This window comes from Streptomyces sp. NPDC056480, assembly GCF_042795405.1.
Lineage (GTDB): Bacteria > Actinomycetota > Actinomycetes > Streptomycetales > Streptomycetaceae > Streptomyces.
The window spans coordinates 1-16,375 of record NZ_JBHTSA010000106.1 but is presented as its reverse complement, the minus strand read 5'-3'; the positions used below and the strand labels follow the sequence as shown (position 1 = coordinate 16,375).

Sequence of the window (16,375 nt, the reverse complement as noted above, 5' to 3'; positions counted from 1 at the left end):
CGCGGCACTGGCTGGTGCATGCCCACCACCGCACCCACACGCGACCAGGGTCCACCGCGGACAGAGAGCTCTACCAGAATTGGGTTCCACACCTGGTCGGCGCCGTCCGCGAGGCCATAGCGCTGGCGGGGGCGGTCGCGGGGCGAGCTATCCACACTGGCGAGATGCCGGACTCTGCAGCGCACCTTCTGCAGGTTCGCCATACGCTTCAGCACCTGTGCTGTGACTTGAAATCTCTCAAGCACCAACCACCCGGACTGAAGAGAACCATGTAACAAATTTCGCGGGCGGAGTATCCGACGCGATATCAGCGCGGCATGACTGCGGCATCCCGTTGTCCGCCGGTCAACTCGGCTGCTCCGGTTCGTTGAGAACACTCAGAAGCTCGCGCCGGGTGGTAACACCGAGTTTCGTATACACGTGGTGCAGATGATTGTCCACGGTGCGCACGGAAAGATGCAGCATCTGGGCGATGTCCTTGCTTGCGGTGTCAGCTGCGGCCAGCTGGGCGATCTCACGTTCGCGGTCCGTCAGCGTGCTCGCAGCTTGGGCCATAGCCAGGAGCGGAGTGCGGGCTCCTTCGCACCGCGCAGCTGCGGCAGCGGACCGGTTGCTCGCTGCTGTCGCGCGCCTCGGCTCGTCCTGGCGGCGCAATGCCGCCGCGGCTGCCGCTGCTGCTTCTGCGGCCATCAGATCCGCGCCGATGCTCTCCAGCTCGCCTGACACCTCCAGAAGCTTCTCTGGATCGCCGGCAGCGATGGCCTCGGCGAAGCGGGCTCTGGCGGGAACGAGTGCCCCGTCACAGAGCTGCGTGAGCTCGGCGAGCCGTCCCGTGACCTCCTTGGCCCCTCCCAATCGGGCAGCCTCTGTCAGGAGCAATGCCTCGGACGTGAGATAGCGGGTCGTACGGGCAGCGGCGGCTGCTTCAAGGAGCACATCGCGGGCCTTGGACTGCATGCCCTGCAAGGCCAACAGCCACGCCTCGCCGAGCCGCTCTTCCCCTCGGGCATATCCCATGACGGGGTAGTTTTCAAGATCCCCAAAAGCAGTCTCGGCGGCATCGAGGTCACCTAGCTCGGCAGCTGCCGCCACTGTGTAGGAGAGGATCAAGCGAAGGGCATTGGCGTGGTTGATCTCTCGGGCCGGAGCGAAGGCCTCGGCGAGCCACAGGCGGGCAGCTGCGGGATGTCCGGCCAACCACTCTGCACGTCCGAGAAAGAATGCGACCCAGATACGAGGTACAGCCGTGTCCGCAGAAACCAGCAGGTCGCTGAACGCCTGCCCTCCCACCTCGCGTGCCTCGGAGATTCTTCCGGCCTCTGTAAGGGCGGGAGTGCTCAGCTGGGTCGCCGGGTGGGGCACAAGCTGCTGATCAGCCTCGGCGCGCATATGAATGGCGTAGGCGAGATCAGCCCATGCCACCGCTTCCGTGGTGCGCCCAGTGGCAGCCAGCGCCAGAGTCTTTGTCAGGGCGCCTCGCAACCAGGTATTCAGGTCGTAGCTTGCGCTGGGGTCCTCTTCCAGGTGTTCCTCCAACAACTTGAGACCGCGATCGGGTTCACCGGAGATGACACGGACATAGCCTTCTATTGTGCGAAGCGCGCGCCGTCCCGCCGGGTCGGCCACGTGCTCAAGTGCCGTCTCGGTGACCCTCAGCGTCTCTTGAGTCCTGGAGCCCAGCCAGAACAGACTCATAATTCGGGCGAGGGTGACCTCTAGTCGTTCCTTCTCGTCGGTGGCCTGAGCGTTGGCGTCGGACAGAATGCGCTCGGCTGGCTCCCATCGCCCGAGTTCGATCATGGAATACCCCAGCAGGAGCCGAGTGTGAACTGTGTGGTGATCTTCAGGGAGAGCTTCAAGGAGCGCGATGACCTGGGCATAGTCATGGGCGTGGAAGCTGAGAGTGGCAGCCTTGACCAGCAGCGCAGGATCCGCAGTGCCGGTTGCGGCCAGCCGCCAGGTGGCGATATGCAGCGGGTCTTCACGTCGGCGCACACCGTAGCCCTCTGCGCGCTCAGCCTGGCTCAGAAGAACGGCTTGCCGACGCAGCACGGGAATCTTGTCCCGCAGCACCTCGCCGTAGAGCGGGTGCGCGAGGGCTACAGTGGTGCGCCGCTGGTCCTCTGTGGTCTGGATAAGCCCGGCTTGTTCCAACTCTGTGAGGACTGACAGCGTGGCCACAGCCTCCGCGTCAGCCAGTGGCACGGGCTCACACAGGGCAAGCAACTCCAGGACAGAACGACCAACTTCCCCTGCGGCGACGAGGCGCGCGCTGATCAGTTCTGCCAGCATCGGCGTCGCATCCAATGACGCCCCGGCAAGCTCCCAGACTTCCCCGTCCCGAACGAGGTTGCCGGACAGGACTGCACCTTGCACGAGCTCGTGCAAGTACAGCACGTTTCCACCGGAGCCCTCATAGAGATGACGCAATGTGCGCCGCCCGACTGGCGCACCGAGCACATCCTGAAGGAGCCGTTCGCACTCCGCCTGCCCCAGTACCGCGAGATCGACTCTGCGGACAGCATCCCCATGGCAGAGAGCATTCACAGCCTCACTCGCTGGTTCGCCCGAGCGTACCGTTGCCACAAGCCGGATCACGCCGGCATCCATGAGTTGCCGTAGCAGCACCGCCGACGTGGTGTCCAGCAGGTGTAGATCGTCTACCCACACGGCGCGACCACGACTGCGTCCAGGACCAGCCAGGGCTTTCGCAACGTCAGCGAAGCCACGTACTGGATCAGACAGGTCAACGCTGTCCGGAATCAGATGTGCGATCGCACCCAATGGCACACTGCCAGCCGCGGCACTTGCTGACACACGGACACCTTTAAAGCCTGAGCGCGTCGCCTGGGCCAGGCACTCCTCAGCGAGGCGTGACTTGCCCACACCAGGAGGTCCGTAGATCACAAACCCCCGCTCCCGGGGATCTGTCAACGTGCTGGAGAACACGGAAAGCTCTCCACCCCGCCCTACGAAAGGCCAGCGCTGCCTCTGGTTGACCTCGCTCACGGGGGCACCTCCTTAGACAGCGGTGGCATGGACCCAGTCGGCGAGTCGCACCCCACGCTCCGCAACATGTACAGACTACTCATTCAGCACAGATGAGTTCAGATCATCTTAAAAACCGACGCCGTGCCCCGTCCGGACAGGGCCGTGGGCCACCGAAACCGGACCCCAAAGAGGCATGAGATCACCATCATGCCCATGATCGCCTGAAGGTGCTGGTCGAGCCGCTGGCTGCGGGTTCATCCCGATAGATCTCGAGGGCGAGGGATCAATGAGATGCTTGCCGAGGCAGTCCCAGTCCGCTCGGAAATCAATCTTGAGGGGAAGGATCTGAGGGCCCTCGGGACGAGGGCATGAGATGTGGCTGTGTGGTGAGGCGGGCAGATCGTTTGCAGTGGCATGGCGGCTGCGAGGCCGGGGAAGGCCACGTAGTTGCGGGGGTGGCGTTCGTTGTGGCGGCGCGGCGCAGTTGCTGGCGATGCGGACGCTGATCGGCTGGCCGCGGCGCCATTTCCGCAGTCCAGCCTGGTCGTCCTGTAGATGAAGTGCAGCCTCTGCTACGACTTGCACGGCCTACGGCCTCGCCCCGATGTGTGCCACGTCTGCCCCACCGGCGCCCTTTTCTACGGAACCCTCGAAGAGCTCCAGGCCGAACGCCCCGGCGTCCAGGTCGCCGACTCCTTCACCTTCGGCTCCACGACCGGCTCCACCGGTGTGGCGATGGTCGTCCCCGCCGACAAGGTCCAGTGGCCGGTCCCCGGTGGGCTTCCCGTCGTCGAGATCAATGGAAGGGATGTGAGCGAAGCGAATTCGAACAAGTGTGGCGGCGGGCGACGGGAGGGCGTCCGATGAGCGTCACCGACCCCCAGCCGCCCGCGTCGGACCCCCGCTCCGACGCGGCCCAGGAAGCGCTCCACGACCGGATCGCCGCCGACTCCCTCACACCCCGCCGCAACTACCTGCGGATCGTCGCCACCGTCTTTGGCGGCATCGCAGTCGCCTCCGGCATCCTGCACCGGCACGGGGACAGTGACGGGCCACCCGAGGCGCCGCAGCAGGGTCGTGTCTCGTTTAAGTGGCCGAGCCTCATGGGCTTCAACGCTGGACCGGAGGGGGGTCGGACTCCAACGGGAACCGACCGGTCGACCACTACCTCCGCCACCGAATCGGGCATCGGAGCGGCCGCGGTAGCCTGACCGCCAGGCCCCCTGTGCAGGGTGTTCCGCGCCGGCATTCAGTAGAAGTGCATGCCCCAGGAGCTGGGATCCGGGCCGGTCAGGGCCTGCTGGTGGTGTCTGGCCGCGTGGCACGGGAAGCATGCGGACCGGCTTCATACCGTCTTGTGGACGAGACTGCGGCCGGCAGAGAGCTTGCGGTCGCAGGGCGGTGATCAACTTCAGCGATGTCCGCGCCGCCCGACGGGGCCCGCAAGTGGTCCGAGCTGACCGGCAGAATCCGCAACGACATGTCACGCAACTGTTGCCTCTGCACGCGAGGCCCTTTCCGCTGCGGGCTTCGTCTGCCGGCCACGACGGCAGCCCGCATCCTGGTGGCCGAACGCGGCAAGTGCCGCCCGCTCGCCTAGGCACAAGGCACCAGCTGTCGGCGTACGGCCTTAGCTGGCTCTGGCAAGAATTCCGTAGGCGGAGATCATCTCGGTGACACGGTCTGCAGCTCCACGTAGCGGGCGGCCTGTGGCTGTGCTCTCTTGAACTGGGCAGTCTGTTGCCGCAGTTGGCTGGTGTACTGGCTGGCTCGGTTGATGTCTCTGATGCCGCTGTGGTTGCAGGTGCTCGTATGAGGTCCGGTGTTCCCGCAGGATGTACAGGATGCGGGCAGCCCAGCGAGTGGTGCCACAGCCGCTATGTACGCCGCCTCGCCGACGTCACTCTCGCGGGCCGGCCTGTGCGTATCGACTTGTCCGTACGTCGCCTGTACTGCGAGAACACATCGTGCCCGAAGGTGACCTTCGCCGAACAGATAGCGGGGCTGACCACGCGCTACCAGCGCCGGACACCGCAGTTGCAGCGCCTGGTGGGGGACGGCAGTGTGGTGCTGGCGGGCCGGGGTGGTGCCCGGATATTGCGGATCTTGAACATCAGGCTCTCGCGGTGCACCGTCCTGTCCCAGCTGATGCGGGTGCCGCTCCCCCCGCTGGAGACACCCCGGGTGCTGGGGGTGGACGACTTCGCGCTCTAAGCGGTCTCGGTGATATTGGCTGCGGTTCGGATATGAGGTAGGCAGGGGGCTGCCCTTGTCGGAGATCCTGCGCGTGGAGTTGACGTCGGATCAGGAGTGCGAGGTGCGTAACGCGGACGTTCTGCGTCGCGGTGCGCACCTCTGCTGCTCTGCCCCTGTGTCGCAGCGCTCTTCGAGTCGATCTCGGTACGGATAGGCTCGGTGGATATGACACGGGTTGCGGTAGTGGGTGTGGGGGCGGTGGGCGGCGTTGTGGCCGCGGAGCTGACGTCGACCGGGAGGGCAGAGGTGACCGCTTGCGTGCGTTCGCCGCTGGGCGGGTTGCGCATCGTAAGGCCCGACGGATCGGCTCTGGAGGCGTCTGTTCCTGAGGTCACCGACCCCGCCGAGGTGTCGGCAGTGGAGTGGGTGGTGCTGGCGACCAAGGCTTACCAGACGGCCGCAGCGGGACCGTGGCTCAGCCGATTGTGCGGCGCGGGCACCCGAGTCGTGGTGCTGCAGAACGGCGTGGAGCACCGTGAGCGCGTCGCGCCGCTGGTCGGCGCCGCCCGCGTCCTTCCGGCCGTGGTGGAGATCTCTGCCGAGTCGCAGCGCCGCGGCCAGATCCGGCTGTTCGACCGGCCACGGCTCACCGTGCCCGAGGGCGATGGCGGCGCCGACTTCGCGGCCCTGTGTCAGGGCAGCGGTATCGAGGTCACGCCAACCGCCGACTTCGTCACCGCTGCATGGACGAAACTGTGCCTGAACACGGCGAACGGCGCCGTTACCGCGCTGACGATGCAACGGATGCCGGTCTTCGCCAATCCGCGCATCGCCCAGTTGGGACGGGCGCTGGTGGAGGAGGCGCGGCAGGTCGCCGCCGCCTCAGGCGCGCGCCTTCCCGATGACCTGGCCGACCAGGTCATCGCCCGGTTGCGAGCGATGCCGCCCGAGTCCGGCAGCAGCATGCTGTGGGACCGCCTGGCAGGCCGTGAGCTGGAATACGACGCCCGCAACGGCGCGGTGGTGCGCGCGGGCGCCCGCCTCGGCATCCCCACCCCGTACAACGACACCGTCACCGCGCTGCTGGAAGCCGTGAGCGCACCGGGTAACGCTTCGTAGCGTCCCTCCCCCTGGCCCTGCCTCGGGGGGACGGGTATGAGGCACGGCCGCCGTCAGCGCACAGCCGGCACGGGCCTGAGTCCGAGGGGGCCAGGCCACTGTGTGCATGACGCTAACCCGCAGCACCGGCGCGACCGTGCCTCGGACACCGCTGGATTCCGCGGCGGTCACTGCGTTCAGTGGCAGGGCATGAGGCAGGGCGGGTAGGGGTTGCCCATGCCGAAGATCCTTTGTGTGGAGTTGACGGCGGACCAGGAACGCGAGGTGCGTGAGCGGCTGCGGGCACGTGATCTCGCACCGGGCACCAGGCTGCGTCTGGAGTGCATACGGCTGATGGGGCGGGGTCTGACCGTGCCGGTGGTGACTGACCTGCTCGAATGCAATGCGGTCACTGTCCGGGGTGCGGTCCGCCGTTTCACGGCCGGTGGGTTCGCCGCGCTCGTGGACGCCCCGCGCCCGGGCCGCCCGGCCTCGGTCACGCCCGAGGCCCGTGAGGCCGTGGCCGTGCTGCTGGACGAGTCGGCCCGGCAGGGGCGGACCTGGACCGCTGCGGCCTTGTGCGACTGGCTGGCCACGGAGCGCGGGGTTCGGGTTTCGGCTGCCTGGCTGACCGAGTTGCTCCGCCGGGACGGGTTCCGGTGGAAACGCACTCGGGACACGCTGCGGCACAAGGCCGACCCCGTCCTCCAGCCGGCCGCGCGGGCCGAGCTGGAGGATTTACGGCTGGGCGCACACGCGGGCGTGAGGGACCTGTACTTCCTCGGCGAGAGCGGGTTCGCCCCGACCATGCCCACCGGATACACCTGGTCACGGGCAGGGCAGCGGGCTGTTGTGTCACGCGAGGACAAGAAAGGCCGACGCGTGAACGTGCTGGGGGCCCTGGCGGTAGGGGCGCATGCCGACCTTGTATGGGAGAAGACCTGCGGCAAGGTCGATGCGGCCATGCTGCTGGAGTTCGTGTGCGCACGGCTGGCCGGTTTTCCTGGCGGCGGGGCCGCGCTGGCCCGGCCACCCGGCGGTTTCACGCGTATCCGGCCCTGCACGGTTGTCCTGGACAACGCCTCCGCGCACGTCGCCCGCGCCTTCAAGGGCCGCCGTGAGGAACTGGCCGCAATCGGCGTCGACCTTTTCTATCTCCCGCCCCGAAGTCCCGAGCTCAACGACATCGAGCGGGTATGGCGCTCGGCGAAGTATGAGGACTACCCCGAGCGCGTCCATACCACCGCCGAGGCGGTCGCCATCGCCGTCGACCAGGCACTGAACCGTCAACGCGCACGCATCAAAGGATCAGCAGCCGACTTCACCAAAGCCGCTTAGGGCGACACCTACGGCACCCTCCTGGTCGACGCCACCACCCGCCTCCCGCTCACGCTCTGGGAAGGACGCGACGACGAACAGCTCAGCCGCTGGCTCCGCGAGCACCCCGGTGTCGAGGTCGCCTGCCGCGACGGCTCCCTCACCTACCGGCAGGGCATCGCAGGCGGCGCCCCCGACACGGTGCAGGTCAGCGACCGCTTTCACCTCTGGAAGCGTCGTGTCCAGGACATCGCCTCCGCTCACCGCGGCTGCCTGCCGGCCGCACTGTCCGCGGCCAGCGAGAGCGATCCCGCACCAGCCGAGGAGACCGCCGGGAACACCGCGGAGGACACCAGGGCCGCGCGTCACGCCCGCAGGCTGTTCGAAGCAGTGCAGGCGCTGACCAGCACCGGCCGGAGCCGCAGTTCCGTGGCCCGCGAACTCGGCCTGGACCGCCGCACGGTCGGCAAATACGCCCGGGCTCGGACCTGGCAGGAGGTGATGCGCCGCCCGCCCCGCAAGCCTTCCGCCCTGGACCCCTACCTCGACTACCTGCAGCAACGCTGGGACGAGGGACAGCACAGCGCAAAGATCTTGCACGAAGAACTTCAGACCAAGGGCTACCCCGGCCACTACCAGCGCGTGAAGACGGCCATCGCACCCCTCAGACGGGGCCTGCCCCTGGACGAACCACGCGAACGCCCGCCCTCGCCACGCGAAGCCGCACGCTGGATCACCACCCACCCCCACCGTCGCAACCTTCACATCAACGACCGGCTGCCCCGACTCCTCGGCCACTGCCCTGAACTCAGAGTCACCCACGACCTGGTCGCCGGTTCGCCGCCATGCTCGACAATCGCGACGCGAAACCTCTCTCAGGCTGGCTGAACGACCTCGCGAACAGCGGTCTGGCCCCACTCGTCGGCCTCGCCGGAGCTCTGCGCGAAGACCGGCATGCCGTCGCCCAAGGAATCACCACCCCTTACAACTCCGGCGTCAACGAAGGCCGCATCACCGACGTCAAACTGCAGAAACGCCTGATGGCCGGACGCGCCGGCGTCCCGCTCCTCCGCCATCGCGTCGTTCTGATCGCCTACCTCCGCCGCCGCTACGCGGACCGGCTGGCCATGTCACCGAGATGATCTCCGGCTACGAAATTCTTGCCAGAGCCACGTTCACGTGTACGCCGACACCAGCCGCAGAGTCCCGCACGATTCCGGCCCAGGAGTCCACAGCTGGGTCGGCGAACGCACCATATTGCCTGGCTCCACGGCTTCCGTCGCCTGTGAGTCCGCTGGAAACGACGCGACGGCATCCACGAAGCCCTACCCGGCCCTGCCGCCTGCCCTCATCACCCAACGGCACGTCTAACCTTGTAGGGCCCGTAGACCGATGCCTGCGTCGGCGTTGGGTATCGCCGGCGCAGTCCGTCCCGCCGCTCTGATGCGCACTCTGCGCACAGCTTGTGCGTGGCCGGGCTGGGGGACAGGCAGCCCATTGGGCGTCAACAGAGTACTGACGCCTTACCCCAGGCAACACCAGAGCTTCCCTTAGCAGTTCCTCGACCTGCGACAGGGCTGCGGCGCGTCCCCGAGGCGGGACTGTTGGCAGAGCGTGGTGCGGAGAGACTTCGCCGGCCATCGGAGGGGACCGATTGAGCAGACAGTACTCCGCCTGCATTTGTGGGTGACGTGATCCAATGAGCTTGCCGCTGAGACGCGCAGATGGGGGAATCTCAGTGGCGCTGGGGTGGCCGCTGCCGGGGGGCACGGTCTGACCGTCGCGGACACCTGGTGCCCTGTATCGGTCATCCTGCCCGCTTCCCTCACTCACGGGCAGGAACCCCCACTATTTGCACCCTCTGGAGCCCGAAGCGCAGGCCAACCGGCGCCAGCTTGTCACGATGCGAGCGGACTTTGCGGCCAGCAGCAAGGTGGACCTTGCTGCTGGCCGCGCCGGGACCAGGCGAACAGAGATCTCAGCAATCAGGCCTTTCAGCCGGGCAGTGAAGCTGTCGGCGCCCTGCCGGACACAGAAACAACGGTAGGCAGTGGCCCAGAAACCGAAATCGGAAGGCGTCTCCCGCCACTGCCCGCTCGAGCGGAACCGCCGACCCTCCCTTCACACTGCTCCCGTCAGTCGCGGGATACGGCGTCAGCCCGCCAACCGGCATGCGGGGATCGATGAACCGCTATTAAGCATCGCTGAGTTGCTGACGCGCCACGGCGGCCAGATTCCTGCCGGGCCCCACCTTCATGATGCGCAGAACCCAGCAGCTGATCACGACTCATACCGACCCTAGAACGTCAGCGACCAGGCATCAATGAACCCCTTGTCAAAGTAGGCCACGTCACGCACCCGCAGACGCCAGATCCCGTTCGCAGTCTCGGGGGAGGCGTCAACGACATAGATCGCATTGACGTCGTCGGACGAGTCCCATGAGGCGGACTGCTTGAGCGGATACACGGTGCCGTCCGGTGATACAAGACTGATGGCGAGGTCGCCGCGGTAGCTGTGCTTGATGTCCACGCCGACTCGGAGCGACGAGGGAGCATTCCCGCCAACTCCGGTCACAGGAATTGGCGAATCAACACTGGGGCCGTGGCTGGGTATGTCTACGTTGCTCGTGCTCTCGAAGATCTTCCCCTCGGTGACGGCCCTGAGGGTCACCGCCGCGTCAATCAAGCCTGTGCCGCAGCCCCCGGAGCAGATCCCCGGGAGACGGCGGGCGTTGGCTTTGATGACGGACTCAACTGTGGCTGGAGCGAGCTGCTTCCTGGACAGGATCAATGCAGCTAGTCCAGCGACGTGCGGAGTGGCCATGCTGGTGCCTTGATAGAACTCGTAGGTTCCCCCGGCCGGCCGTGTCGTTCCAGCGTTCAACGTGGACAGAATCCCGCCACTGCGCGATGGATGAGTCTCCCCACCCGGTGCCGTCACATCCACTGCCGCGCCATAGTTGGAGTAGTCAGCTAGATTGCCATCGGGATCAGAGGCTGCGACAGCGATCACGTTGTCACAGTTTGCAGGCTCAGAGTTGCGCGCATCGGCCGCTTCATTCCCTGCGGCTACCACAACCGTTGTACCACGGCTGACGGCCGAGTTGATGGCATTCTGAAAGGTCGTAGAGCACGAACCGTAGCCACCGAGACTCATGTTGATGACCTTCGCGGGTGTCGGATTGACTGGAGCGCCCCAGACGAACCCACCGGAAGCCCACACTATGCCATCAGCGATATCGGCGGTGGTGCCGCCACAGCGACCCAGCACCCTGACAGGCTGGACCTTGGCATTGAACGCCACACCAGCGATGCCTTGAGCGTTGCCGGCAGCTGCAGCGATCGTTCCCGCGACATGGGTTCCGTGCCACGACGACGTGTCTGGTGCCTCATCCGAGTCACCTGAGCACTCACCGGTCACAGTTGTCCAGTCGCCCTCGTCGCGAGCATTCGCGTCACGCCCGTTTCCGTCCCGGGCGTCGCTAGCATCAGAAATGAAATCGTAGCCAGGAATGACGTTGGCTGCGAGGTCAGCATGATCCGTGATCCCCGTGTCGACGACGGCCACGGTCACGCCAGCGCCTGTGGCCACGTCCCAAGCACCGGAGAGAGACATGCCCGCAGTCACGTCCGTCAGATCCCACTGCTCGCTCCAGCGGGTGTCATCTGGCGACATTGTGGGACGCAATCGTCGGTTCGGTTCGACATAGGCTATGCCCGGACGGGACCGGAGGTCGGCGAGTAGCTTGTCCGTCTGCGACGAGTTCAAGGAGGAGCTCGCTCGCAAGACGGCTGCCTTGGTGCCCAGACGCCGGACGAACGACACTGCCCGGCCCGCCCGCTTGAAGGAGGCCGCCGTTGAGTCTCGTGCAGCCTGGTCCGATACGGCACCCTCCGCGTCCTGCAAGTACCCTACGATGAACTCCTGAACCCCGCTCCTGCCAGTGATACTTGGGCCCGTCGCCGATTCGCTGGGCGCGGCAGCAGGGGCCTCCGCGCCTGCTGGGTATACACCCAAGGCTGTCAGCGCGATGACGGTTCCTGCGATAAGACTGCCACGTATGAGGCGTTGATGCACTTGCCGTATAGTCACGATAAACCTCTGCTCCAAGGGTGGTTTGTGGCCACACCCTGATTGCAGGAGGCCTCGAACGCGTGAGTAACTTCTCCTCAACAGCCTTTCAGCAGGGCATCATTTGCCATACACGCTGCGGACGCAGCGAATCCGCGACGGGTGCAGCAGTGAGCCCCGGAAGCCAGATCCATCGGCTAAGCCTCGACTCGTGATCAGGGATGTCCGGCGCCTAGCACCGAAGGCGCGCAGCACTGCGCCTCCGGCGAATCGGCACGATTCGCCGGAGGCGGCAACGCTTGTGATGGTTCGTCAGAACTGCAGAGACCAGGAATCGATCTTCCCGGTGTCACTGAAGGCGTTGTCCTTGACGCGGAGCTTCCAGACACCGTTCGCTACCTCGGAAGAGGCGTTGACGGTGTAGGTGGCGATGACGTTGTCATCACTGCCACCAGTGCCACTTGCCTTGAGTATGTAGCTCGAACCGTCCGGGGCCACCAGATCGACCCGGAGATCTCCGATCCACGTGTGCTTGATGTCCACCGAGACACGCAAGTTGGAAGGCGCGTTGCCGGCCAGGCCGCTTACGGTGATCGGAGACTGCGTCACTCTGAAGTCGCGGATTGGGAAGTCGGCAGCGTTCTCGAAGCGCGACGGGGGAGCGGGAGGCATCCCGACATGGAGGAGCCGGTTCGGAGATCCCGTGCCAGGGTTGCCGACGACTCCTGCGGTAGCGGCTGTGGTTAGTGCCGCGGAGACCTCGGCGGGCGAGGCTGCCGGGTGATCGGCCAAGTAGAGGGCAGCGGCACCTGCGACGTGCGGAGCCGCCATTGACGTACCAGAAATGGTGTTCGTGGCGCTGTCGCCGGTGTTCCAGGCGGAAGTGATGGAAGTGCCTGGCGCGAAGACGTCCAGCAAGGTTCCGTAATTGGAGAAGGTCGATCGTGTGTCGTTGACGGCCGTGGCGCCTACGGTGATCGCTTCAGCCACACGTGCCGGGGAGAACCCGGCCGCGTTGGCATTGGAGTTGCCGGCGGCGACCGCATAAGTTACCCCGGAGGCAATGGAGTTCCTCACTGCGGTGTCAAGCACCTCATTGACACCACCTCCCAGACTCATGTTGGCAACAGCGGGCTTGACAGCGTTCTGTGTCACCCAGTCAATGCCGCCGATCACCCCCGTAAGAGTCCCAGATCCGCCGTTGTTGAGCACCCTGACAGCTACGATCTTGGCGTTCTTGGCAACGCCGTATGCGGTCCCGGCCACGTTGGCGGCAACGTGTGTTCCATGCCCGTTGCCATCGCTGGCGACAGCATCACCGTCAACGAAGTCATACCCGTACGTAGCGCGCCCACCAAAGTCCTGGTGGGTGATTCGCACGCCTGTATCGATGATGTAGGCGGTGACTCCCGTTCCAGCCGAATCGGGGTATGCGAAACGGCTGTCCAGCGGCAAGGACCGCTGGTCAAGCCGGTCCAGCCCCCACGACGGCGGGTTTGGCTGGGCGGCGGACACCGAAACGACTTCATCCTGGACAACCGACTCCACCGCAGGATGCTGGGCGAGGCGTCTGGCCTGCTGCTCCGTGGCTTTCACGGAAAAGCCGTTGAGTGCAGAGCTGTACGTCCTGACAATGCGTGCACTGAAGCGCGCGGCGAGTGCCCTGGCCTCGGAGGAACGGGAGCTGACGATGCCGGATTTCAGGGTGACGATGTAGCTGTCCTTGATCACCCCGGGATGATCGGCGTTTGCGATGGTACGTACAGTCTGATCGGCAGTAGCCGAAGCCTGCGCCGGTCCTGCGCCGAGCGAGAGGACAGTGGCCATGCCTGCGGCTGCCGCGCAGACACTGACCTTGGTGGTACGCATCACTGCCATCAGAGAGATCCTCCTCATGGGTGGTACGCGATGGGGTAGTAGCCGACTGAGTACTGGGTGAGACACATACATCTGACCCTTCGTCAGCTACCGGTTTCACAGGGTGCCGACAACCAGTGCCGAACGCAAGAGCAGCGCCATGACTCCTCATGTCTGTGCAGGTCGGCAACCTGCTCAACGTGACGGCGAAGTCTGATTCTGATGGGTGCTCTCCCCAACCATCTGCTGGAGCGGGCGATCCTCGGCAGGAATGGACTGATGGTTGAGCGTGAAGTGAGCCAAGGGCGACGGAGGCGAGGTACGGGCGGGCCTTGACCCCGAATCCTGGACACGGGTTATGCGGCTTTGGCCAGCGTAGTTGATGTTGCTGCGGTGGCTGTTTCGTAGGCGATCGGGCTGCGGTGTCCGAGGCGGGAGTGACGTCGTCGGGTGTTGTAGCGGTGGAGCCATCGGAAGGCGTCGAGGCGGGCCTCGCGCTCGCTGGACCAGCATTTGCGGCTTTGGAGTGTTTCGCGTTTGAAGGTTGCGTTGAAGGACTCGGCAAGTGCGTTGTCGGCGCTGGACCCGATCGCGCCCATGCTCTGGATCACCCCTGCTGACCTGCAGGCTTCGGCGAATGCCCGACTCGAATATTGCTTGGACTCAACGGTGGATTCGCATGATCGTCGCAACGTTGCAGGTCTCATGCTGTCAGAGCGCCTGCGAATAGCTCGGCGGGGGTCCGCCATCCCAAGGTCTTGCGGGGGCGGTTGTTGAGGCGGGCCTCGATCGCCCGGAGTTCGTCGGCGGTGTGAATGGAGAGGTCGCTGCCCTTCGGCAGGTACTGGCGGAGCAGGCCGTTCGTGTTCTCGTTGGTGCCGCGTTGCCAGGGGCTGCCGCGGTGGGCGACGTAGACACCGTCGCGGAACAGCGGGGCGAGGCGGTCATGGCAGGCCATCTCGGCGCCCTGGTCCCAGGTCAGTGTCATCCGTGCGGTGTCGGGGACGTCCCTCAGCGCCTCGGTGAGGCGCGCGTGGACCTGGTCCGCGCCGTGGCCGTCGGGCAGGGCGACGAGACGGACGAAGCGGGTGCGGCGGTCCACGAGCGTGGCGATGGCGGTACGTTTCCTCCGCCCGGTGATCAGGTCGCCTTCCCAGTCGCCGGCGCGTTCGCGGAGCTCGACGACAAAAGGCCGCTCGTCGATGAGTGTCGCCGGCACGGCGAACCGCGGAGCGCGTTGGCCGGCCTTGCGGCGCTGCTTGCGCAGAGGCCGGCCGGTGCGGAGCTTCTTGGTGAGTGTCCTGCTCAGGACGCCTTTCGCGCCCTGATAGAGGGCACGGTAGATGGTCTCGTGGCACAGGTGCCGATCGGGCCGGTCAGGCCACAGAGCGCGCAGGTGGGCGGCGATCTGCTCGGGGCTCCACTCGAGGTCGAGCCTGGCCTGGACCTCGGCGCGGAGCTCGGCGTCGAGTCGCAGCTTCGGTCTTCGCGGCCGTTCGGCCCGCTGTCTGGAGCGGTGGTGGGCGAGGTCGGCGTCGTAGAGACCTTGGTCGTGTTCGGGCATGTTGCGGCGCAGTTCGCGGCTGATGGTCGAAGGTGAGCGGTCGAGCCGTCCGGCGATCTCCCGTATGCCCAGACCGTGTTCGCGCAGGGCGGCGATGCGCTTGCGCTCCAGCAGCGACAGGTAGCGGCCCGAGTGCACGGTCTCGGACACGCGTTCTGGCGGCAGACCGCCGTTCTCTGACCTCCACCGCTAGCCGGTCTTCCGCCCGATCCCGAGCTGCCTACAGGCCTCGGCCGTGCCCACCCCGGACTGCAGAAGGCGCCAGTACTCCGCCTCAACCTCGAGCCTGCGCTTACGACCCACCCTCGCCATCAACACACCCATCATGATCAAGGAGTGTTGCGACAAGCGTTAGAACCAAAGGAGCACCTGGGGGTCATTCTTACGGGAGCAACGACACGAGGCGAGGTCGATCACGGTCGCCAGATACAAGAACTTCCCGCCCTCCAGGGGGAGATAGGTGATGTCACCGACGTACTTGCTGTTCACCATGTCGGCGCTGAAGTCCCGGCCGACCAGGTCCGGAACCTTCACGGCGGCCGGGTCCGGGACCGTGGTGCGGTGTCGGCGTCGCAGTCTCAGGCCTGCCAGGCCGGTGGACCGCATCAGGCGCGCGACGCGCTTGTGATTCACCGGCGTCTGGCTGCCGTTGCGCAACTCGGCAGTGATCCTGGGAACACCGTAAGTCCCGTCGGAATCCTGGTGGACCTGGCGAATACGCACGGCGAGTGCCGCGTCCGCTGCCTGCCGGGCAGCCCTGGCAGGAGCGGAGGCCCGCCAGTAGCAGCAGCTCGAGCGAGAGATCCCCAGGATCCGGCACAACCGCTTGACGCCGTATCGGCGCTGGTGGTCCTCGACGAACTGGCAGCGGTTCACCAGCGCGTCTCCCCGGCGAAATACTTCGCGGCCCGCCGCAGAATCCCGCGCTCCTCCTCCAGCTCACGGATCCGCTTGCGTGCGGCAGCAAGCTCGGCCCCGAGCGGGGACCGCGGCGCCGGCGTCGCCTCACCCCGGCCCCGGGGCCGGCTCGCGCCGGCCGCCCGGATCCAGTTCCGCAGCGTCTCGGGATTGATCCCCAGATCGGCGGCGATCTGCCGGATCGCCGCTCCGGGCCGCGACTCGTACAGCGCGACCGCATCCGCCTTGAACTCCGGCGGATATTGAGCCGAAACTGATGGGTTTCCTACTGGATCGTGTAGCGAACGTGTCGGCCGTGGAAGTAGCCGGTCACGATGTGGGGTTGCCGTTGTCGGCGGTGCAGGAAGCGCCGGGTTTCGCGGG

The 16,375-nt window shown here is 66.0% G+C and carries 12 protein-coding genes and 4 pseudogenes; 9 read left to right on the top strand and 7 right to left on the bottom strand.

Translation table 11 applies throughout. The features are described 5' to 3' along the window. Positions 1–345: 345 nt before the first annotated feature. Positions 346–3,009, bottom strand: a complete 2,664-nt coding sequence (locus ACFQ79_RS32255) for a LuxR C-terminal-related transcriptional regulator (RefSeq protein WP_383590038.1) — start codon at positions 3,007–3,009, stop codon at positions 346–348. Between the two features lie 537 nt (positions 3,010–3,546). Here ACFQ79_RS32255 and ACFQ79_RS32250 point away from each other — a divergent pair. The 9 genes and pseudogenes from ACFQ79_RS32250 to ACFQ79_RS32210 all read left to right on the top strand — a co-directional run. Next, positions 3,547–3,858 (top strand): annotated as a pseudogene (locus tag ACFQ79_RS32250) (hypothetical protein); the annotation flags it as partial. Further along, positions 3,855–4,202 carry a hypothetical protein gene (locus tag ACFQ79_RS32245; protein WP_383590037.1) on the top strand — a complete coding sequence of 116 codons (348 nt, stop codon included), beginning with the start codon at positions 3,855–3,857 and terminating at the stop codon, positions 4,200–4,202. The pseudogene ACFQ79_RS32250 and the gene ACFQ79_RS32245, both read left to right, overlap by 4 nt. A 601-nt stretch (positions 4,203–4,803) precedes the next feature. Further along, positions 4,804–4,941: pseudogene (locus ACFQ79_RS32240) on the top strand (hypothetical protein); the annotation flags it as partial. A gap of 27 nt (positions 4,942–4,968) precedes the next feature. Continuing rightward, positions 4,969–5,205, top strand: coding sequence for a hypothetical protein (locus ACFQ79_RS32235; RefSeq protein ID WP_383590050.1), 237 nt, complete (start codon positions 4,969–4,971; stop codon positions 5,203–5,205). Between the two features lie 207 nt (positions 5,206–5,412). Further along, positions 5,413–6,306, top strand: coding sequence for a 2-dehydropantoate 2-reductase (locus ACFQ79_RS32230; RefSeq protein WP_383590035.1), 894 nt, complete (start codon positions 5,413–5,415; stop codon positions 6,304–6,306). 216 nt (positions 6,307–6,522) lie between these two features. Further along, positions 6,523–7,623 carry an IS630 family transposase gene (locus ACFQ79_RS32225; protein ID WP_383590033.1) on the top strand — a complete coding sequence of 367 codons (1,101 nt, stop codon included), beginning with the start codon at positions 6,523–6,525 and terminating at the stop codon, positions 7,621–7,623. Positions 7,624–7,644: 21 nt separating this feature from the next. Continuing rightward, positions 7,645–7,782, top strand: a pseudogene (locus ACFQ79_RS32220) (hypothetical protein); the annotation flags it as partial. Positions 7,783–7,803: 21 nt separating this feature from the next. Then, positions 7,804–8,490 carry a hypothetical protein gene (locus ACFQ79_RS32215; protein WP_383590031.1) on the top strand — a complete coding sequence of 229 codons (687 nt, stop codon included), beginning with the start codon at positions 7,804–7,806 and terminating at the stop codon, positions 8,488–8,490. Further along, on the top strand, positions 8,448–8,744 hold the full coding sequence (locus tag ACFQ79_RS32210; protein ID WP_383590029.1) for a hypothetical protein: 297 nt from the start codon (positions 8,448–8,450) through the stop codon (positions 8,742–8,744). Before ACFQ79_RS32215 ends, ACFQ79_RS32210 begins: the two co-directional genes overlap by 43 nt. A 1,156-nt stretch (positions 8,745–9,900) precedes the next feature. Here the strand turns inward: ACFQ79_RS32210 and ACFQ79_RS32205 are convergent. From ACFQ79_RS32205 to ACFQ79_RS32180, 6 genes and pseudogenes are all read right to left on the bottom strand, one after another. Continuing rightward, entirely contained in the window at positions 9,901–11,712 is a 1,812-nt protein-coding gene (locus ACFQ79_RS32205) for a S8 family serine peptidase (RefSeq protein ID WP_383590027.1), read from the bottom strand. A 273-nt stretch (positions 11,713–11,985) separates the two neighbouring features. Further along, entirely contained in the window at positions 11,986–13,551 is a 1,566-nt protein-coding gene (locus tag ACFQ79_RS32200; protein ID WP_383590025.1) for a S8 family peptidase, read from the bottom strand. A gap of 335 nt (positions 13,552–13,886) precedes the next feature. Further along, positions 13,887–14,183, bottom strand: a pseudogene (locus ACFQ79_RS32195) (integrase core domain-containing protein); the annotation flags it as partial. 50 nt (positions 14,184–14,233) lie between these two features. Continuing rightward, on the bottom strand, positions 14,234–15,244 hold the full coding sequence (locus tag ACFQ79_RS32190; RefSeq protein ID WP_383590023.1) for an IS30 family transposase: 1,011 nt from the start codon (positions 15,242–15,244) through the stop codon (positions 14,234–14,236). Between the two features lie 201 nt (positions 15,245–15,445). Further along, positions 15,446–15,970: an IS3 family transposase gene (locus ACFQ79_RS32185; protein ID WP_383590021.1), complete on the bottom strand. Its 525-nt coding sequence runs from the start codon at positions 15,968–15,970 to the stop codon at positions 15,446–15,448. Beyond that, the coding region (locus ACFQ79_RS32180) for a transposase (protein ID WP_383590019.1) at positions 15,967–16,375 on the bottom strand (409 nt) is incomplete at its 5' end. The genes ACFQ79_RS32180 and ACFQ79_RS32185, both read right to left, overlap by 4 nt.

Coding starts and splice junctions, on each gene's coding strand:
- ACFQ79_RS32245 (WP_383590037.1), top strand. CDS start 3,855: ATGAGCGTCACCGACCCCCAGCCGCCCGCGTCGGACCCCCGCTCCGAC.
- ACFQ79_RS32230 (WP_383590035.1), top strand. CDS start 5,413: ATGACACGGGTTGCGGTAGTGGGTGTGGGGGCGGTGGGCGGCGTTGTG.
- ACFQ79_RS32225 (WP_383590033.1), top strand. CDS start 6,523: ATGCCGAAGATCCTTTGTGTGGAGTTGACGGCGGACCAGGAACGCGAG.
- ACFQ79_RS32210 (WP_383590029.1), top strand. CDS start 8,448: ATGCTCGACAATCGCGACGCGAAACCTCTCTCAGGCTGGCTGAACGAC.
- ACFQ79_RS32200 (WP_383590025.1), bottom strand. CDS start 13,551: ATGGCAGTGATGCGTACCACCAAGGTCAGTGTCTGCGCGGCAGCCGCA.